Genomic DNA, 17,850 nt, shown 5'->3' with positions numbered 1-17,850 from the left:
CTTGTTTCGCGAGTGCCGGTTGCATCCGTCGCGGATATACGCCGTTCGCGCATAACAATGTGCGAGTTTGTTCGTTCCTAGGATGAGCGGTAGCCCCTAGAGTCGGTAGCTTGTTCCCATCCGACTCATGACCCATTGGGCCTTCGCCATGACCGCATCCGAGTTACTTCACGCCGCCGCTTCAGGAACCGACATCGCCAGCCGCCGCCACCGTGCGGTGGCCCAGTTTATCGCCGAGACGCGCCAATTGCTCGGCAATGCCGACGTGACTGACAAGTCCCTGTTGGAGCCGGTGGCGAGGGCGCTGGAAGCGCTGGGCCAGCAACGGGAATTGTTTCCCGACGCTCACTTTCCGGTGTCGGCCACGAACCCCGCGCAGGTATACAGGCTGGCCGAGGATCTCGACGGCCGGTTTGCGCTGTATGTCTCGGCCGGCCTGCCGGGCAAGGCACAGCCGCCGCACGACCACACCACGTGGGCGATCATCGCCGGTATCAACGGCCGCGAGCGCAACAACTTCTATGTGCGGCAGGCGACGGACGACCCGGCGCGCGACAAGCTGGTCGAAATCGGGGAATCCGATGTCGTGGCGGGCTCGTCGGTCACGCTGTTGCCCGACGATGTGCATACCATCGAGCTCCTCGGTGAGGAGAACGGGCTGCATCTGCATTTCTATGGCCTCGCACTGGATCGGCTTGCGGGCCGCGTGGTGTTCGAGAGCAAGGCCGGTGGCAGCTATCGCCACTTTGGGCCGCCGCGCCGGCTGGCGGCGCCGGCAACGGACGTCGCCACGCTGAAGGCTGCGCTGGCAGACGGAGACGGACAGGAAATCGCGCTGCTCGACGTGCGCGAGACGGGTGTCCATGCCAAGGGCCATCCGTTGCTGGCAGCTTCCGCGCCACTGTGGCGGCTGGAACTGCTGATCGATCGGCTGGTCCCGAGGCGCGATACGCGCATCGTCCTGTTCGACAGCGGCGACGATGCCGATGCGCTGGCGCACCAGGCCGCGGCAAAGCTGGTGCGGCTTGGCTGGGGCAATGTGTCGGTGCTGCAGGGCGGCGTGGCGGCCTGGGTGGCGTCCGGCAACGAACTGTTCACCGGCAGTAACGTACCAAGCAAGGCCTTTGGCGAGATCATCGAACACGAGAAACACACGCCGTGGATCGACGCCGACGAACTGCATCGCCGTATTGAACAGGGCGAAGACATCGTCGTGGTGGATAGCCGCACCCCGGAAGAGTTTGCAGATTTCAGCCTGCCGTTCGCGCACAGCTTGCCGGGCGCCGAACTGGTCTACCGGATTGGCGAACTGGCGCCGAACCCCGGCACGCTCGTGGTGGTCAATTGCGCAGGCCGCACGCGCAGCATCGTGGGCGCGCAGACGCTGATCGATGCGGGCATTCCCAACCCGGTGGCGTCGCTCAAGGACGGCACCATGGCCTGGCTGCTGTCAGGCCGGACGCTGGCGCACGGGCGCGTGACACCGCTGCCGGAACCGTCGGCTGCCACGCTCGATGTGGTACGAAACCGCGCGGAGAAGGTGGCAGCGCAGGCAGGGGTGCGCCGGATCGATGCCGCTGGCCTGCAGCAAATGGAGGCGGCATCGCAGACGCATACCCTGTACCGCTTCGATGTGCGCACGCGCAGCGAGTATGAATCGGGCCATCTGCGCGGCTGGCGCTGGGCGCCCGGCGGCCAACTGGTGCAGGCCACCGACGAGTATCTGGCCACGCGTCGTGCCCGCATCGTGCTGGCGGACTTCGACGGCGTGCGCGCGCTGACCACGGCCGCCTGGCTGGCGCAGCTTGGCGGGCATGAGGTCTTCGTCTTCGCACCGTCGGCCGATGCGGCGCTCGTGACCGGCCCGGAGCCCGTCCGTGTGCTGGCATCGCGTCCGGCCGCTGCGTCGGTGTCATCACAGCAGGCCGCGCAGCAGCTGGCCTCCGGCACGGCAAGGCTGTTCGACGTGGAGCGCAGGTCAGCCTACGAGAAGCGTCATGCGGCGGGAGCATACTTCGCCGTCCCTGACCGGCTCGAAGGGCTGATCGCCGACATTCCGGCCGGGCACGCCATTCTGATCACCTCTTCGGATGGCGTGCTCGCTCGCGTGGTGGCTTCGGAACTGGCCGCGCGTACGGGCCGCGATGTCCGCTACGTGACGGGCGGGACGCAGGCGTGGGCGGCTGCGGGTCTACCGGTGGGCACGGGTGCCGAGCGGGTGCTGACCGGTGACGACGACTACTGGTTCAGCCCGTATCAGCATGCCGACGTGGCGCGGCGCAACGCCGGCTTTCGGGCGTATCTCGACTGGGAAGTCAATCTGGTGGAACAGCTCGGGCGCGAAGGCGATATCGGCTTCCGGTTGATCGGGGCCGCCGGGGCGGCAAACTGAGCGGAGCGGTCGCGACAACCGGCACGACAGGGGGCGTCACGGCCCCCTGTTTCGTTCAGCCGTGCCAGACGGCATGTGCGTACAAGTCCGGCCCGAAGTCAGGCGACACGTCGGCAAGTGCGCGGGCCTGGTGCAATGCCAGGTCGGCGGTGAACAGATCCTGGCTCACGCGCGATACGATCCGCGGGATATCACGCCGCATGCTCGGGATATCGCCCAACGGAACGCCCGTGCTGGCATAGCCGGCCGGATTGAACACGTGGATCGCCCCGAGCCATGGCGCGGCACCGCGATGCTTTTCGGTGTATTCAAGGCCGGAGCCCAGATAGGGCGAAGCGCCAAGCGCGTCATCGCGCTCGCCCGGCAGCGGCTCATACCGGTCGCGCCAGCGAGCCATCCATGGGGCGATGCTGGCCAGTTCGGCGCGGTCGGCAGGGTCGGTGGTGTATCCCGTGCCGGCGATCACGAAGTCGAACAAGAACGTTCGGTCTGCCACATGGGCTTCGACGCTGCCGTTGCGCAGCGTGGCAGCCTGCCACGGCGAGGACAGATGCAGATGGAAGTTCGCATGGGCGGTGGCGCGCTTGACGGCATCGGCCGGAGGCGTCGAGCCTGCGCGGCGGTAGCGTACCGCGTGCTGCCAACGCTGCGCATCGGACAGGCTGGCGTAGTTCTCGAAGAAGCCGGGGTACATGCGTGGCTTGGCCACGGCCCGGGCCGCAATGTGATCTCGCCGGGAGAACAGCCGTACCGCCTGCGCGTCGGCTTCCAGCGCCACTGCTGCCGCGTCGAAGGCCGAGGCGGCCGCTCCGATCACCGCCACGGTCTTGCCGCGTAGCGACGCAAAGTCGATGGCATCGGCCGTATGCGCGGCGAGCCCTGCCTGCACCGCCGCCTGCAGGTAGCCGGGCACGGATGGTGCACCGTTGCCGGCTACGCCATTGGCCAGGACAAGCTTGCGCGTCGTCTCGACGTGCCGCGCACCGCCGACTTCCAGCGTCAGCCGCAGCGCCTGTACGCCGGCGTCCTCGCACGGCGCGATATCGACGAGGCGCGTGCCGTGGCGGACCTCGATATCGAGGAAGTTGCGGAACCAGTCGATATAGGCAGCCCAGTCGGCGCGCGCAATGCGGTCTAGTGCCGCGAAGGCCTCGCGGCCGTGGCGGGCCTCGAACCATTGCTGGAAGCCCAGCGCGGTGATGCCGAGTTCCGGTCCTACCAGCGATTTCACCGTGCGCAGCTTGTGCATGCGTGCGCGGGTCAGCCAGACGCCGGTGCCGGAAGCGTCCGCCGCGGCGTCGATCACGGAAACCCCGCCGATGCCCGCCCGCCGCAGTGCATGGGCGATGGCAGTGCCGCCCTGGCCGCCCCCCACGATCACGACGTTATGGTCGATGCCGTCGCGTTGTGGCACCCAGTTGTCGGGAGCCGGGCCCAGCAGCCGCAGCGTGTCCCGCGCGAATTGGTCGATGTCGCTCATGTCAGTCCTAGGCGATGGTCCGTTGGAAGGCTTGGTGCAGATCGGCGATCAGGTCGCGTGGGTCCTCCAGGCCGACATGCAGGCGGATGACCGGCGCGTCGTCCCCATGTTCCTGCCAGCTACGGGACGCATTGAGCCGCTCGGGTGGCGCCACCAGCGCCAGGCTCTCGTAGCCGCCCCACGAGGCGCCGATCGAAAACAGCCGCAGGGCGTTGACCAGCCGGCCGGCTGCGGTGTGGTCGCGGGCGCGCAGGGCAAATGACACCAGCCCGCTGGCACCCGTGAAATCTCGCTTCCACAGCGTGTGACCGGGGTCGTCGGGCAGCGCGGGATAGAAGGTGCGGGACACCAGCGGCTGCTGCTGCAGCCATTGCGCCACCTCCGTCGCATTGCGCTGGTGCTGCGCCAGCCGTACGGGCAGCGTGCGGAGCCCGCGCAGCGCCAGATAGGCGTCGTCGGCACCGACGGTGAGCCCCAGCGCCTCGTGTGCGGTCGCGATGCGCTCGGCCAGCGCCGGGCTGTCCACCACAACGGCGCCCTGCATGACGTCGGAATGGCCTGCGATGTACTTGGTCGCTGCCTGGATCGAAAGATTGGCGCCGAGGCGCAAAGGCTGCAGGAACCAGCCGCCGCTCCATGTGTTGTCGATGGCGACCGGCACGCCTTTGGCGCGTGCAATGGCCGTCAGCGCGGGCAAGTCGAGGACATCGAACAGCAGGGAGCCCGGCGATTCCAGATAGACGAGCCGTGTGGTGGAGCGGATCAGCGCATCGAGGTCGTCATGTGCGGGCGAGAAATACTGGACGTCCACGCCAAGCCGCTGCAACAGCGTCTGGTCGACCCGGCGAAGCGGCGCATAGACCGTGTCGGAAACCAGCGCGTGGTCGCCGGGGCCAAGCAGCGCCAGCAGCACCAGTGTGATGGCCGACAGCCCGGAGGGCGCCAGGAAGGCACGATGCCCGCCTTCCAGGGTGCATAACGCGTCTTCCAGCGCCTCATGGGTATCGAGGCCGTGACGCCCATACGTGGCAATCCGCTCGCCATGCGAGCGGCGGTGATGGCGGTCGGCCAGCGTCTCGACGTTCTCGAAGCGGACGGTGCTGGTGCGCACCACGGGAACGTTGACGGGGCCGGCGCCATCGTGCAGTCGTGGCGCGCCGGCATGCAGTAGCCGAGTGTGGATGCCGTCCGTGGGTTTCTCGCGCATGGATGGTCCTTGTCAGCCTTGGGTGGGTGCGGGTGCCGGTGCGAACGCGGCGTTGAACTCGGCAGGCAGCCGCGGAATGGCGCCCAGCGCCCGGCGCAAGAAGGCTCGCGTGCGCTCGTGGCTGGGGTTGCCGAAGATCTGCTCGGGCGGCCCATGCTCGACGATTCGGCCGGCTTCGGTGAAGTAGATGTGATCGCTGATCTCGGCGGCAAAGCGCATCTCGTGGGTGACCAGCACGCACGTCATGCCGTCTTCCACGAGTTCGCGGATCACGGTCAGCACTTCGCCGACGGTTTCGGGATCGAGCGCCGACGTCACCTCGTCGAACAGGATCAGCTCGGGCCGCATCGCCAGCGCCCGGGCAATCGCCACGCGTTGCTGCTGGCCGCCCGACAGTTCACCCGGATACGCGTGCGCCTTGTCGGCCAGCCGCACTTTGCCCAGCAGCGCATGCGCTTCCTGCTCGGCCTCACGCCGGCTGCGGCCGATGACCCGGGTGGGGGCGATCACCAGGTTCTCGAGTACGGTCAGGTGCGGAAACAGGTTGTACTGCTGGAAGACAAAGCCCACGCGCTTGCGCAGGGCAATCAGCTCCTCTTCGGTGCGCAGCGTTTCCACGGCGGTGTCGCCAACGCGGATCTGTCCCTGTTGCGGGCGGAGCAGCCCGGTGATGCAGCGCAGGATCGTGCTCTTTCCCGAACCGGATGGCCCGATGATGGTCACGGCCTCGCCGCGCCGCACCTCGACATCGATGCCCTTGAGCACGGTGTTGTCGCCGAAGGTCAGGTGCACGTCGTGCAGTGCGACCAGCGGTCTGGCGGGCGATTCGGCGGACGCCTGCGGCTGGCGGTTGCGCAGAAAGGAATCAGTGGCGGTCATGACGACGCTCCAGCGCACGCGTGGCGCGCGCGATCGGATAGCAATAGGCAAAGAACAGGGCCAGCAGCGTGAAATAGACCAGCACCGTGAAGTCGGTGCGGGCCACGGTATTGCTGGCCACCTGGGCGGTATCGACCACATCATGCACGCCAACCAGCGAGGCCAGCGATGTGCTCATGGTGATGCTGGCGTAAAGGTTCATCCACGGCGGCAACATGCGCCGCACACACTGCGGGAGCACGATCCGCCGGAAAATCTGGCTGCGCCGGAACGCCAGCGACTGGGCAGCCTCCCATTGCGCGCTCGGAATCGACTGGATCGCGCCCCGGAATATTTCGGCCACGTTCGCGCTGGCGGGCAGGGCAAGCCCCAGCACGACCTTGATCCAGTCGGGAAACGGCACCGTCCACTGGCCAATGTGAAGCTCGAACGGAAACACATAGGTGGTGAAGTACACCAGCACCAGGATCGGGGCGTTGCGGAATGCCTGCACCCATAGGCGTGCCAGGTGGCGTATCCCGCGCTGGGTGGACAGGGACAGCGCGCCGATCACCAGGCCGGCGAGTGTGCCAAGCGCCATCGCCAGGACGCTGATTTCGATGTTGGCCCACATGCCACGCAACAGCGCCGGCGACCACGTCCACAGGTTGCGGAACGCGGCCGGCGTGCTGCCTGTGGCGTTCCAGAAGCCGACGACGGCCAGCACGCACAGCGCGGCCAGCACCCAGGGGCTGGCAAGGGCATGCCTGACGGAGGGCGGCGCGGCGCGCGAGGGCAGGGCAAGCGGGTTACTGGCCATAGCCGGGCATCCTCAAACGCAGTTCCAGCCAGCGGCCCGTGCGGCTGACCAGCCAGGTCAGCACGCCGAAGAACGCCAGGATCAACAAGAGCAATTCCAGCACGTTGTCGCGCTGGGTCCAGATCATGATCGATTCGTACGTGACGTCGCCCACGGCGATGGCCGACGCGACGGCCGTCATCTTGACCAGATCGACGAGGTTGTTGACCAGCGCCGGCAGCGCGAAACGGACGGCCAGCGGCAGTTCCACCTGCAGCAGCAGTTGGCGCCGCGAGAATCCCAGCGAGCGTGCGGCCTCCAGCGTGACGCGCGGGACGGCCTCGATGCCGGCGCGCAGGGCTTCGGCATGAAACACCGCCTTGTGCAGCGACACGACGGCCACTACCCAGAAGAACGGCGTCAGCGGGTTGCTGCTGCCCAGGCTGCTCAGATGCTGGGTGATCAGCATGTTCAGCACGAGAAAGCCGCAATAGAGCTGCACCAGCGTGGGCGTGTTGCGGGTCAGTTCGACGAATGCGCGTGCTGGCGTCGCCAGCGCCTTGTTGCCGGATGTGAGCATGGCGGCCAGGGCGGCGCCCGCCAGCAGGCTGCAAGCAATCGTCAGCACGCACAGTTGCAGCGTGACGACCAGTCCATGCAGGAACGCAGTTCGCTCGGTAGTGTCCAGAACGAAGGCGTAGTTCAGGCCCAGCGGCTTCAGCGCGGCGATTCCGGATACGATCCAGGCGTCGATCATGGGTGCGCCTCCGCCGACGCGGGGCTGAGTGTGGCAACGGCCTGCGCAATGCGCTGCAATGCCGCTTCAAGCACGTTGTCCGCGGCGGCGAACGACAGGCGGAAGTACGGCGACAGCCCGTAGGCGGCGCCTTCCACCACCGCAACGCCCGCGCTGTCCAGCAGCCAGTCCACCACATCGCTGTCGGTGGCCAGCACCTGGCCGTCGGGCCGCACCCGTCCGATCAGCCCGCCGCAGTGGATGTAGGCGAAGAACGCCCCGTCGGGCGGCAGCAGGCGCAGCCCGGGAACGCGGTTGATCGCCGCGACGGTCAACGTGGCCCGGCGCGCATAGGCGTCGCGGGCCTGCTCGACGAAAGCCCGGTCGTTGGCCAGCAGCGCCGCTGCGGCGGCGGCCTGCCCGATCGAATTGGCACCCGACGAGACCTGCGACTGGATTGCTGTCATCGCCTGCACCAGTTCGGCCGGTGCGATGCCCCAGCCGATGCGCCAGCCGGTCATCGCATAGGTCTTCGATGCGCCGTTGAGGATCAGCGATCTGCCGCGCAGGTCTGGTGCCAGCGCCAGCCAGTGCCGCGCCGGCGGGACGAAGCGGATCTGGTCGTAGATCTCGTCGAGCAGGACCAGTACCTGCGGATGCGCGCGCAGCACCTGGGCCAGCGACAGCAACTCGTCCTCCGTGTACACCGCGCCGGAGGGATTGGACGGCGAGTTCAGGATGACCCAGCGCGTACGCGGGGTGATCGCGGACGCCAGTGCGCCGGCCGTCAGTTTGAATTCGCTCTGCTGGTCGCACGGCACGATGACAGGATTGCCGTCGTTGACGCGCACGATGTCCGGAAACGAAGACCAGTAAGGTGCGGGCACAATGACTTCGTCACCGGCATCGAGCGTGGCCGCGAAAGCGTTGAAGATCACCTGCTTGCCGCCGCTGCCGATAAACACTTCGGCCGGCGCGACGCCGATGGCATGGTCCGCGTTGAAGCGTTCGGCTACCGCGCGACGCAGCACCTCGGTGCCCGGCGTCGGTGTATAGCGGGTTTCCCCGCGTGCCATGGCCGCGATGGCCGCCTGCTGGATGGCAGGCGGCGTGTCGAATTCGGGTTCGCCGGAGGTGAGCGTCAGCACGTCACGACCTTGGCGGATCAGCGCGGCGGCCCGCTGGCCAGCGGCGGCAATCGGCGACAGGCGCACGCGACGGGCACGCTGGGACAGCGTGATGGATGGTGTGGTCATGGCTTCCGGCTCTCCGTGAAGACGGCGAAGTCCTGTGGTGCCACGTCGAACCTGCCCTGTTTGGCGCGATCGCGTGCGGGCCGGATATAGGCCCCGTCCGGCACGCCGAACTTGCTGGCCTGGCTGAGCAGGAAGCCCGTGCGATGCCAGTCGCGGATCGCCGTGTCGACGAATGCCACCGTGTCCTGCTCGCCGCGACGCGTCCATACGACGGTTGGCGACGGGATCAGCTGGTCTTCGGTGGCCAGCGTGAACGCGGTCCATTCGGCCTTGTTGGGCCCGTTCAGCGTCTGGTACAGCGCCGGCTGGATATGCACCGATGCCGCGCACGTGCCGCCCTTGAGCGCCAGCAACGATTCCGGGATGCCACGCAGGCCCTTGACGATGGCGCCGTACCGCTCGGCCAGCGGCTTGGCAAAATTGCTGCCCTGGGAGACGCAGGCCACTTTGCCGCGCAGGTCTTCCCAGCGCTGGATGCCGCTTTGCCTGGACACCATGGCGGCGCCGCCGACCAGGTCGTAAGGCGTCGGGGCGAAACTCAGGATCTCGCTGCGCTCCTGCGTCCATTGAATGTTCGCCACCAGCAGGTCGACCTTGCCCGCCTGCAGGAACTGCACACGCGTCGAAGCCGTCACCGGCACGGTTTCCAGTTGCACGCCAAGGCGGCGTGCCAGGTCTGCCGCCAGTTCCGTCTGGTAGCCGCCGGTCTTTCCGGTAGCGGTATCGAGGATGCCGAACGGCGGGCTGGGGCCGTCGATGCCAACCGACAGCTTGCCGCGCTGGCGAATCTTGTCGAGCGTGGCGTCGGCCCAGGCGGCATGGGCCGTGGCGAACCCGGCCAGCAGCAGGGCGGCCGATACGAGGGACTTGTTCATCGCGTGCCTGCCCTCAGCCTTTGAACTTTGCCTGCAGTTCGGGCAGCAACGGCTGTGGCGGCGTGATGCCCAGCCGCTTTTCGGTGCCGATCAACCACCCGGTGCGATGCCATTCCTGCACCACCTTGTCCACGGCGGCCACCGTATCCGTCTCACCCTTGCGGGCCCAGACCACCGACGGCGCCGGCAGGATCTCGGTGGCAATCGGTGCGGCATAGCCGGACCACTCGGCATTGGCGCGCAGCAGCGGATGGATCAACGTGGCGTCATGCACGGCCGCCACGCATTGGCCGCCGCGCAATGCCAGCAGCGATTCGGATGCCGTCTTGAAGCCACGCACCTGCGCGCCATACTGCTCCTGCAGGGGCTTCACGAAGCTGCTGCCCTGCGACGCGCATACGGTCTTGCCGCGCAGGTCTTCCCATTGATGGATGCCGCTGGTCTTGAGCACTGCCGCGGTGCCGCCGACGCGGTAGAACGGCGTGGGTGCGTAGGACAGCAGTTCGCCACGATCGGGGTTGTATTCCATCGAGGCAATCAGCAGGTCCACCTTGCCAGCTTGCAGGAACTGCACGCGGTTGGACGGGTTGACCTGGACGAGTTCAGCTTCCACCCCGAGGCGTTTTGCCAGGTCACGGGCCAGTTCGGGGTTCCAGCCGACCAGTTGCTGGGTGGCCGGATCGATCGATCCAAATGGGCCTCCGTTGACCAGCACGCCGATGGCAACCTTGCCGCGCTGCTTGATCTTGTCGAGCGTGGCGTCGGCGCGTGCCGGCTGGGTGGCGATGAGTGTGAGTGCGAGCGCGGCAATGGCGCGCAGGGTGTAGGCGGATGTCATGGGGCAGGTGAAGTTGGCGCCAGGCAGCCGACGCCCTGAGAAGGCATCGCTGCACGGCAAGGGCAGGTTTGCCGTGGAAAGATTGGGGGCGTCGCGCCGCAGCTAGTTCAGCTTGATGCCCGCCGAGGCGATGACCGCCGCGTAACGCGGCAGGTCTTTCGATAGCGTGTCGTCGAGTGCCTGCGCCGAGGACGCCACCACGACGAAGCCGGCGTCTTCGAGCTGCTGTCGTGTGCCCGGCTGCGCCAGCACGGCCGTGGCATCGCGGTTGATACGCTCCACCACGTCGGTTGGCGTACCGGCCGGGGCCAGCAGGCCCTGCCAGCTTTCGACGGCGAAGCCGGACGCGCCGGCCTCGGCCATGGTGGGCACTTGCGGCAGCGCCTTCGAACGATAGGGCGTGGTGACGGCGAGTGCGGTCAGGCGGCCGTTGCGCACATAGTCGGTGACTGCGGCCAGCGTGATCAGCGTGCCATCGATATGGCCGCCCAGCAGGTCGAGCGTCGCGGGACCACCGCCGGGATAGGGAATGTAGTTGACCTCGATGCCGAGCTGACGCGACAGCATTTCATGCGCGACATGGGCGATACCGCCATTGCCCGGCAGTCCCAGCGCAATCTCGCCTGGCTTGCGCTTTGCGAGGGCCAGGTATTCGCCAAAGGTCTTCACGCCCAGATCGGGCCGGACCACCAGTACCTGTGGACTGACCACGGCCTTGGTTACCCCACGGAATGCATGGCGCGTATCGTAGGGCAGTCGCTTGAACAGCGACGCATTCAGCGTCACGCCTTCGCCGCCCAGCAGCAGCGTATAGCCATCCGCCGTGGCGCGGGCCACCTGGCCTGCGCCAATCGTGCCGCTGGCGCCCGACACGTTCTCGACGACCACGCTTTGGTGCCACCGCTCGCTGAGCTTCTGGGCCAGCGTGCGGGCCAGCTTGTCCGCGCTGCCACCGGCGGCTACCGGCACGATGATGCGCACGGTCCGGTTCGGGAATCCATCGACCGGTGTGTTGGCGATGGACGGCGTGGCGCAGGTGGCGTAGGCAAAGGCCGCCAGGGCGAGTTTCAACGAGTCGAGCAGTCTGCGGCGCAGCATAATGGATGCAGGTATGAGTCCGGACACGCCTGCCGACACGATGTCGGCAGGAATCGCGCAATGTCGCGGATCAGTCAGCTTATGGAGTGCAGCGTCCGATACGAACAAATCTTTTCGTACTTCGATATGCGCGGCGGACTTGCGCGGTCAACGGGGCGGCTGGCGCTTCGAGGGTTCGCTGTCCTTGTGGGGCGGGTACAGCGGATGGCGCAGCGCGGCGTAGACCAGAACCACAGCGCAGATGGCCGTGAACCAGTCGAGCAGATCGGTCATGGCAAGGCTCTCCGTGATGGTCGACCCGCCATGTTGTGGACGCAGACGTCCGGTACGTCAACGAAGAAATCCGACTATGCAAATCCGGTGAATGTCGCCGGCGCCCGTCGCATGTGACGCGAAGCGGGCGCGGTACATATCGTTATCGGCAATCGTTCGTTCCTGAGCGTGCACTGGCGCCCGTATGCTGCGGTGTCGTTTTCTCTCTTTCATAGACCCCGCGCCGATGACCACCTACCTCGACGATCAGCAGCGCATGGAACTTGCGCAGGCGGCGCGGCATTGGCTGTGGCGCACCGAGCTGCCCACCTGGATGCTGGTCCTGGCCGTGTATGGCGCCTGGTTTGGCGTGGCGACCCATGTCAGGCAGCTCGGCCTGCCGCTGGCCTGCGTACTGCTGACGCTGTGCACCACGTGGTACCTGTCGCTGCAGCACGAGTTGCTGCACGGGCATCCGACGCGTCTGCCATGGCTGAATGCGCTGCTGGGCGCGGCGCCGCTGGCGGTGTGGCTGCCCTATGCGCTGTACCGTCGGGCGCATCTGCAGCACCATGAGGCCGAACTCACGCATCCGCATACCGATCCGGAAAGCTACTTCCTCGACGTTGGTGCGTGGCAGTCCGCGCCGCTTGTCTTGCGTCGCCTCTATGCGGCGCGCAACACGATGGCCGGACGCATCGTGCTGCAGCCGGCGTTCTCCATCGCGTCGATCGTCGGCGACGCGATCGGCCGGGTACGGTCCGGAGACTGGCGCGATCTTCCCGTGTGGGTGGCGCATCTTGCCGCCCTGACGGTTCTGCTGGCGTGGCTGCAGCGCGAATGCGGCATGCCGGCCTGGCTGATGCTGGCAGGCGTCGCGTATCCCGCGCTGTCCCTGGCGGCGATCCGGTCCTTCCAGGAACATCGCGCCACCGAAGCCGATGCGTCGCGCAGTGTCATCAACGAAGCCGGCCTGGGCTGGCGCCTGCTGTTCCTGAACAACAACTTCCACCTCGTGCATCACGATCTGCCAGGCGTGCCGTGGTTTGCGCTGGCCTGGGTCTATCGACGACGGGCGCACGACTACCTGGCGCGCAACGATGGCTTCTTCGTCCAGGGCTACCGCGAATGGCTGGTGCGTTATGCATGGCGCACGGTGGCGCCTGTCGTGCATCCACGGTTCGACGGGATGCTGGCGCTTCATATCGAGGCATCGGGTGATCATGGCAAGGCCTGAACGCTGGGTGGCAGCGCTGCCCATGTACAACGTCGCTGCTCCGTTGCGCGACGATTGGCTACTGCTGATCGACCGGGTCGGCCAGTTGCTGGCGCGCGCGCGGGCGCCTGTGACGCTCGCGGCGGTAGACCCTGGCGAAGGCGCCGATGCGCTGCACGCCTTCTGGCGCCGCGACGACCTGCTGCTGTCGCAGACCTGCGGGTATCCGCTGGTGCATGGGCTGGCCCCTTATGTCCGGCTGATCGGCACGCCGCGCTTTGCGGTGTCCGGCTGCCATCGGCAGGCCTACCGCAGTGTGATCGTTGTGCGTGCCGACGGCGGCCCCGCGACGATCGAAGCCTGCCGGGGCGCACGCGCCGCGTGCAATGGCCCCGACTCGCACAGCGGCATGAACGCGCTGCGTCACGTCGTTGCGCCGCTGGCCAGGGAGGGGCGATTCTTCGGCGATGTGGTGCACACGGGTTCGCATCTCGCATCGCTGGCCGCGGTCGGAGAAGGCCGGGCCGATGTCGCGGCGATCGACTGCGTGACCCTGGCATTTGCGTCCGAGCATCATCCGGCGCTGGTGGCGGGCATCCGCCAGATCGGCGTGACGCGGGCGGTGCCCGGGCTGCCCTTCATTGCCTCGCGGCGCGCCCGCACTTCCCTTGTCAGGCAGGTGCGCGTCGCCTTGCGGGAGGCGCTGCGCGATGACGCTGACCTGCGGACGCGGCTTCATATGGACGACGTCGTGCGGACGACAGCGGCGGCGTACCTGCCGATCGCCGCCATGGCGCTGGACGCGCAGCGGCTGGGATACGGCGAGCTGGGATAGCGTCGGAACGCCAAGCCATCAACACGGGCGCAGTCACTTACCGGCCGCGCGCCGCGGGATGCCAGAAGACGACGCGCCGATGGATGCCACGCACGGCTTGCACGCCGATCAGCCCAGTCACCGCGAGCAGCAGCACGCCCGCAAACATCGTGGCAAGACTCATGCTGACCGACGACGAGGCGATCAGGTAGCCGAGCCCGCGCTGGGCCGACAGGAATTCGCCCACCACGGCGCCGATCAGGGCCAGCGATACGCCGATCTGCAGGCCCGAGAAGATGTCGACCAGCGCGGCCGGCAGCTTGACGTGCCACAGCAGGAAGCCGCGCGATGCGCTGAAGGCGCGGCATGCTTCCAGCAGTTCGGGGTCGGTACGCCGGATGCCGTTGATCGTGTTGACGAACAGCGGAAAGAAGCAGACCAGGGCAACCAGCACGATCTTCGATGCCGCGCCAAAGCCAAACCAGACCAGCAGGATGGGCCCCAGCGCCACCTTGGGCGTGGCCTGCAGTCCCACCAGAAGCGGGTAGACAAAGCGTTCGAAGGTTTCGGATTCCGCCAGCAAGGCGCCCAGCGCCACGGCCAGGACGCTGCCGACCGCAAAGCCGGCAACGGTGTTGAGCAGCGTGGCGCCGATATGCGGCCACAGCGTGCCGGTGACAAATCCCTCCGCCAGCGACTGGAAAACCGCTTCTGGCGGGGGCAGCAGGTAGTCGGGAATCTGCAGCCATAGCACCGCCTGGTCCCAGGCGAGCAACAGCAGGCCGATGCTGATGGCGGGATAGAGCGGTGCGGGCAGGCGCCGGACGACGATGTCAGTGGGCATTGAAGTGTCTCCGCAAGTGCTGGGTCAGGGCGGTGAATTCCGGATCGTCGAATGTGTCGACGCTGCGTGGGCGCGCCAGCGGGTTTTGCAGCGACTCCACGATGTGGCCAGGGCGCGGCGACATGACCAGAATCCGGTCCGCCAGGAACACGGCCTCCGGAATGCTGTGCGTGATGAAAAGCACGGATTTGCGCTGGACGCTCCAGATATCCTGCAGGGCGAAGGTCAAGGTCTCGCGCGACAACGCGTCCAGTGCCGCGAAGGGTTCGTCCATCAGCAGCAGCGCGGGGTCCGGCAGCAGCATGCGGGCGATGCCGACCCGTTGCTGCATGCCGCCCGACAACTCGAACGGATAATTGCCCGCAAATGTCGTCAGGCCCACCAATTCCAGCAACTGATCGGCACGGGCCTTCGCGCGGCCCAGGTCCAGGCCCTGGGTGCGCGCCGGCAGCAGCACGTTTTCGCGCACGGTCTTCCACGGCAGCAGGCTTGGCTTCTGGAACACCACGCCGGTGCCGCGGCTCGGCCCATCGACCGGGTGGCCATTCAGCGTGATCCGCCCACGCGTCGGGGAGAGCAGGCCGGCGGCAAGACGCAACAGGGTGGACTTCCCACAGCCCGAAGGGCCGAGCAGCGCGACGAACTCGCCTTCGCCAATGTCCACATCGACGTCGGCCAATGCCTCGGTCTGCCCGGCGCGCGTGGGATAGGTCAGGCCTACCCCGCGTATCGACAGGGCGGCGCTCATGATGCGGTAGCCCGCCCGGCATTGTTGCCAGCGGATCGCTGCACGGCACCGGCAAGGAAATCGACCACGCGCGCCCACGAGGCGGCGCTGGCCCGGGCATTGGCCAGCGCGGTGCCCCCGCCATCGAGCAGCTGCCCGGCTACGGGGTGCGGCTTGGCGATCAGTGTCGCGGGCAACTGCGGCAAGCCGATCGCGTGGCCCGCGCCTTCGCCGCGAAAGTGCTCGACGATCGCGCCGTTGCCGCGCTCGCGCAGTGTGGCGGCCACCTGGTCGCTGTAGAGCGTCGATGGCCAGAAGCCGTCGTCGGTGCCGGAAATCAGCAGCACCGGCGCCTGGATCTGCTCCACCGGGATGCGGGCGCGCGCCACGGCCTGGGCATTGCGCAGCGGCGTGTGAAAGGCGGGCGCCTGGCGTATGGGCTGGCCCGGCTCGGGGGGATGGTCGAACGCGCGCCAGTCGGCGTCCGGATTGTCGCGCCAGACATTGGGCAGCGGCTCGCCACGCCAGGTCCATGCGGTGGCATCGCGCGGCTTGTCCGGGCGGCCCGCGCGTAGGGTCCCATGGACCACGGCGCTGGGCACGTAGGCCACGACGGCAGACACGAGCGCCGGAAAGTGCGACGCCAGCAACAACACCAGTTCGCCGCCGCGCGACACGCCCGATACCGCGACGAAGCCGTGCTGCGGTGCCAGGCGTTCGTGCATCCAGCGCAGCGCGGTTTCGAAGTATTCGAGCGGCGTATCGTCAATATGGTCGGGCCGGCCCGGCGCCTTGAAATAGCCCAGGGCCAGCGCCGCGTAGCCGTGCGCGGCGTATAGCGCGGCACGTTGATCGTGCGTGCCGCCGCCGGAGCCTGCAAGCACCAGCACGCCCGGGTGGGGGCCCGGGCCCGCCGGGGTGTATAGCGTGCCGCTGAGGCCGGCCTCGCGTACCGGGCGATGCGTGACGCCCGGCGCCAGGAATCGCAGGGTGTACTGCGCTCTTGCCTGTGCGCCGTACTGGCCGGTTGCCGTCAGCATGATGTCGAGCGGCGCCACGCCTTCGCTCCATGCCGGGCGCGTCGGGGCGCGCACTCTCCGCATGGCCCAGACCGGTGCGGTAGCGTCGGCAACGATCCAGCCGCCGCTGACCGGTGCGGTATCGCCGACGGCGACCGTGCCTTCGGCATCGGCAGTCAGCACCGCATGGCTTTCCCACAGGCTGCCATCCGGATGGTTCAGGGTCGCGGTCAGGGTGACGTGTTCCGCGCCATTGAATCCGCGCAGGGTGATGTCGCGCGGGACGTCGACCAGCGCGTCGGCCGGGGCGATATCGATGCGTGCGTGCGATGGCCGGCTCATTGGGCCGCCTTTGCACGTCGCACCAGTGCGGCGCGGTCGAAGTCACTGAAGGCCGGGACGAAGTCGTTCGAGAAGATCTTCTGCAGTGGCACGTCGGCGCTGGGATACTCCCCGGCCTGGGCCATGGCTTCGATGCCGCGCTGGATGGCGGCCAGATCATACTGGCCCGGTACGCGCGGCGCGCCAGACGGGGTGTACAGCACGCGCTTCAGACGGCGCGTCAGCAGTTCGGACGCCTCGGCGAGCGACTTGGCTTCGTCACCCGCCGGCCTGGATTCCGGGTGCTGGCGCCAGAATGCCTTGACGCAGAACGCCGGGTTCGCCTCGCAAACGATCTGGGCCTGGGTGTAGGCGCGACCGAAGCGGCGCACCAGGTCGGGCTGGTCGCGCAGGGTGTCGACGTGGGCGATGAAGCCGTTGCCTGCCGTTTCCTGGAACACAGCCGGATAGGCAATGCGCCGGATGCGGGTGCCGGACAATTCGAGCTGGTCGTCCCAACTGCTGTTGAAGTTCAGCGCATCGACGCGATGGGTGCGCAGCGCCTGGAACCCCGCGCCCAGCGCCCCGACCGCGACGTACTCGACGTTCTTGCCCGGTTCCAGCCCCGCGAGGCGCAGCGCGGCACGCCCTCCGGGGATCGTTCCCCAGGTCAAGGCGCCCACGCCAATCTGCTTGCCCTTGAGATCCGCGAGCGAGCGGATCGGCGAATCGGCCAGCACGGCGAACTCCATGGTGTTGCCAGGCACACCGTTATAGAAATAGCGCAGCGGCAGCGGGTCCTTGCCCGAAAAGTGGCTTGCGATGACCGGCTCCGATGTGGGATAGCCAAACGTCACGCGCTTGCCCGCCACCTGCGGCAGCAGGGCGCCAGCGCCCTGAAAGACGATGGTCTTGACACTGAGGTTGGCTTCCTTGAACAGGCCCAGCGCCTCGGCGGCCGCATATGGCGCCCCGTCGTGGACGGCGGGCGGAATGGCCAGGGCGACAGTGACTTCATCGACCGCGTGGGCCGAGGTGGCGAACAGCGCGGCGGTGCCTAGCGCGGCAAGGGTGGCGCCGGCGCGCGCCGGCTTGCGGAACAACATCATTGACTCCTG

The 17,850-nt window shown here is 67.5% G+C and carries 17 protein-coding genes; 3 read left to right on the top strand and 14 right to left on the bottom strand.

The window, feature by feature from the left end; all coding sequences use genetic code 11:
- Positions 1–148: 148 nt before the first annotated feature.
- Complete coding sequence (locus tag AC24R4_RS05230; protein WP_400396317.1) at positions 149–2,392, top strand: rhodanese-like domain-containing protein; 2,244 nt, start codon at positions 149–151, stop codon at positions 2,390–2,392.
- Positions 2,393–2,447: 55 nt separating this feature from the next.
- Here AC24R4_RS05230 and AC24R4_RS05225 read toward each other — a convergent pair whose 3' ends face one another.
- The 10 genes from AC24R4_RS05225 to AC24R4_RS05180 all read right to left on the bottom strand — a co-directional run bounded on the left by AC24R4_RS05225 (position 2,448) and on the right by AC24R4_RS05180 (position 11,812).
- Positions 2,448–3,872: an FAD-dependent oxidoreductase gene (locus AC24R4_RS05225; RefSeq protein ID WP_487522430.1), complete on the bottom strand. Its 1,425-nt coding sequence runs from the start codon at positions 3,870–3,872 to the stop codon at positions 2,448–2,450.
- Between the two features lie 7 nt (positions 3,873–3,879).
- Positions 3,880–5,079, bottom strand: a complete 1,200-nt coding sequence (gene metC / locus AC24R4_RS05220) for a cystathionine beta-lyase (protein ID WP_400394143.1) — start codon at positions 5,077–5,079, stop codon at positions 3,880–3,882.
- A gap of 12 nt (positions 5,080–5,091) precedes the next feature.
- Positions 5,092–5,958 carry an amino acid ABC transporter ATP-binding protein gene (locus AC24R4_RS05215; protein ID WP_400394145.1) on the bottom strand — a complete coding sequence of 289 codons (867 nt, stop codon included), beginning with the start codon at positions 5,956–5,958 and terminating at the stop codon, positions 5,092–5,094.
- Positions 5,945–6,757, bottom strand: coding sequence for an amino acid ABC transporter permease (locus AC24R4_RS05210; protein ID WP_400394147.1), 813 nt, complete (start codon positions 6,755–6,757; stop codon positions 5,945–5,947). The genes AC24R4_RS05215 and AC24R4_RS05210 overlap by 14 nt, the downstream gene beginning before the upstream one ends.
- The gene (locus AC24R4_RS05205) at positions 6,747–7,493 is read right to left on the bottom strand and encodes an amino acid ABC transporter permease (protein ID WP_400394149.1); all 747 of its coding nucleotides are present in this window, start codon (positions 7,491–7,493) and stop codon (positions 6,747–6,749) included. Before AC24R4_RS05205 ends, AC24R4_RS05210 begins: the two co-directional genes overlap by 11 nt.
- Complete coding sequence (locus AC24R4_RS05200; RefSeq protein WP_400394151.1) at positions 7,490–8,728, bottom strand: aminotransferase class I/II-fold pyridoxal phosphate-dependent enzyme; 1,239 nt, start codon at positions 8,726–8,728, stop codon at positions 7,490–7,492. The genes AC24R4_RS05205 and AC24R4_RS05200 overlap by 4 nt, the downstream gene beginning before the upstream one ends.
- Entirely contained in the window at positions 8,725–9,603 is an 879-nt protein-coding gene (locus tag AC24R4_RS05195; RefSeq protein WP_400394153.1) for a transporter substrate-binding domain-containing protein, read from the bottom strand. The genes AC24R4_RS05200 and AC24R4_RS05195 overlap by 4 nt, the downstream gene beginning before the upstream one ends.
- A gap of 13 nt (positions 9,604–9,616) precedes the next feature.
- Entirely contained in the window at positions 9,617–10,441 is an 825-nt protein-coding gene (locus tag AC24R4_RS05190; RefSeq protein ID WP_400394155.1) for a transporter substrate-binding domain-containing protein, read from the bottom strand.
- 102 nt (positions 10,442–10,543) lie between these two features.
- Positions 10,544–11,539, bottom strand: coding sequence for a tripartite tricarboxylate transporter substrate binding protein (locus AC24R4_RS05185; protein ID WP_400394157.1), 996 nt, complete (start codon positions 11,537–11,539; stop codon positions 10,544–10,546).
- Between the two features lie 147 nt (positions 11,540–11,686).
- Positions 11,687–11,812 (bottom strand): hypothetical protein, encoded by a 126-nt coding sequence (locus AC24R4_RS05180; RefSeq protein WP_283205361.1) that lies wholly within the window; start codon positions 11,810–11,812, stop codon positions 11,687–11,689.
- A 226-nt stretch (positions 11,813–12,038) separates the two neighbouring features.
- Between AC24R4_RS05180 and AC24R4_RS05175 the strand changes: the two genes are divergently transcribed.
- The gene (locus AC24R4_RS05175) at positions 12,039–13,028 is read left to right on the top strand and encodes a fatty acid desaturase (RefSeq protein WP_487522429.1); all 990 of its coding nucleotides are present in this window, start codon (positions 12,039–12,041) and stop codon (positions 13,026–13,028) included.
- 22 nt (positions 13,029–13,050) lie between these two features.
- Positions 13,051–13,842 carry a phosphate/phosphite/phosphonate ABC transporter substrate-binding protein gene (locus tag AC24R4_RS05170; RefSeq protein ID WP_487522428.1) on the top strand — a complete coding sequence of 264 codons (792 nt, stop codon included), beginning with the start codon at positions 13,051–13,053 and terminating at the stop codon, positions 13,840–13,842.
- Positions 13,843–13,879: 37 nt separating this feature from the next.
- On the opposite strand, the gene AC24R4_RS05165 is transcribed toward AC24R4_RS05170, so the two are convergent.
- The 4 genes from AC24R4_RS05165 to AC24R4_RS05150 are packed head-to-tail and all read right to left on the bottom strand — an operon-like array spanning position 13,880 to position 17,838.
- The gene (locus tag AC24R4_RS05165; RefSeq protein WP_400393112.1) at positions 13,880–14,665 is read right to left on the bottom strand and encodes an ABC transporter permease; all 786 of its coding nucleotides are present in this window, start codon (positions 14,663–14,665) and stop codon (positions 13,880–13,882) included.
- Positions 14,655–15,413 (bottom strand): ABC transporter ATP-binding protein, encoded by a 759-nt coding sequence (locus AC24R4_RS05160; RefSeq protein ID WP_400393114.1) that lies wholly within the window; start codon positions 15,411–15,413, stop codon positions 14,655–14,657. The genes AC24R4_RS05165 and AC24R4_RS05160 overlap by 11 nt, the downstream gene beginning before the upstream one ends.
- Positions 15,410–16,753, bottom strand: a complete 1,344-nt coding sequence (locus AC24R4_RS05155) for an acyl-CoA thioester hydrolase/BAAT C-terminal domain-containing protein (RefSeq protein ID WP_400393115.1) — start codon at positions 16,751–16,753, stop codon at positions 15,410–15,412. Before AC24R4_RS05155 ends, AC24R4_RS05160 begins: the two co-directional genes overlap by 4 nt.
- Positions 16,750–17,838 (bottom strand): ABC transporter substrate-binding protein, encoded by a 1,089-nt coding sequence (locus AC24R4_RS05150; RefSeq protein ID WP_400393117.1) that lies wholly within the window; start codon positions 17,836–17,838, stop codon positions 16,750–16,752. The genes AC24R4_RS05155 and AC24R4_RS05150 overlap by 4 nt, the downstream gene beginning before the upstream one ends.
- Between the last annotated feature and the right edge of the window lie 12 nt (positions 17,839–17,850).

It is taken from the genome of Cupriavidus sp. CER-90, from assembly GCF_057652055.1.
This window is presented reverse-complemented; position numbering and strand designations above follow the sequence as displayed.

What these genes read in the sequence shown, in the direction of transcription:
- AC24R4_RS05230 (WP_400396317.1), top strand. Translation starts at nt 149, where the DNA reads ATGACCGCATCCGAGTTACTTCACGCCGCCGCTTCAGGAACCGACATC.
- AC24R4_RS05225 (WP_487522430.1), bottom strand. Translation starts at nt 3,872, where the DNA reads ATGAGCGACATCGACCAATTCGCGCGGGACACGCTGCGGCTGCTGGGC.
- metC (WP_400394143.1), bottom strand. Translation starts at nt 5,079, where the DNA reads ATGCGCGAGAAACCCACGGACGGCATCCACACTCGGCTACTGCATGCC.
- AC24R4_RS05215 (WP_400394145.1), bottom strand. Translation starts at nt 5,958, where the DNA reads ATGACCGCCACTGATTCCTTTCTGCGCAACCGCCAGCCGCAGGCGTCC.
- AC24R4_RS05210 (WP_400394147.1), bottom strand. Translation starts at nt 6,757, where the DNA reads ATGGCCAGTAACCCGCTTGCCCTGCCCTCGCGCGCCGCGCCGCCCTCC.
- AC24R4_RS05205 (WP_400394149.1), bottom strand. Translation starts at nt 7,493, where the DNA reads ATGATCGACGCCTGGATCGTATCCGGAATCGCCGCGCTGAAGCCGCTG.
- AC24R4_RS05200 (WP_400394151.1), bottom strand. Translation starts at nt 8,728, where the DNA reads ATGACCACACCATCCATCACGCTGTCCCAGCGTGCCCGTCGCGTGCGC.
- AC24R4_RS05195 (WP_400394153.1), bottom strand. Translation starts at nt 9,603, where the DNA reads ATGAACAAGTCCCTCGTATCGGCCGCCCTGCTGCTGGCCGGGTTCGCC.
- AC24R4_RS05190 (WP_400394155.1), bottom strand. Translation starts at nt 10,441, where the DNA reads ATGACATCCGCCTACACCCTGCGCGCCATTGCCGCGCTCGCACTCACA.
- AC24R4_RS05185 (WP_400394157.1), bottom strand. Translation starts at nt 11,539, where the DNA reads ATGCTGCGCCGCAGACTGCTCGACTCGTTGAAACTCGCCCTGGCGGCC.
- AC24R4_RS05180 (WP_283205361.1), bottom strand. Translation starts at nt 11,812, where the DNA reads ATGACCGATCTGCTCGACTGGTTCACGGCCATCTGCGCTGTGGTTCTG.
- AC24R4_RS05175 (WP_487522429.1), top strand. Translation starts at nt 12,039, where the DNA reads ATGACCACCTACCTCGACGATCAGCAGCGCATGGAACTTGCGCAGGCG.
- AC24R4_RS05170 (WP_487522428.1), top strand. Translation starts at nt 13,051, where the DNA reads ATGTACAACGTCGCTGCTCCGTTGCGCGACGATTGGCTACTGCTGATC.
- AC24R4_RS05165 (WP_400393112.1), bottom strand. Translation starts at nt 14,665, where the DNA reads ATGCCCACTGACATCGTCGTCCGGCGCCTGCCCGCACCGCTCTATCCC.
- AC24R4_RS05160 (WP_400393114.1), bottom strand. Translation starts at nt 15,413, where the DNA reads ATGAGCGCCGCCCTGTCGATACGCGGGGTAGGCCTGACCTATCCCACG.
- AC24R4_RS05155 (WP_400393115.1), bottom strand. Translation starts at nt 16,753, where the DNA reads ATGAGCCGGCCATCGCACGCACGCATCGATATCGCCCCGGCCGACGCG.
- AC24R4_RS05150 (WP_400393117.1), bottom strand. Translation starts at nt 17,838, where the DNA reads ATGTTGTTCCGCAAGCCGGCGCGCGCCGGCGCCACCCTTGCCGCGCTA.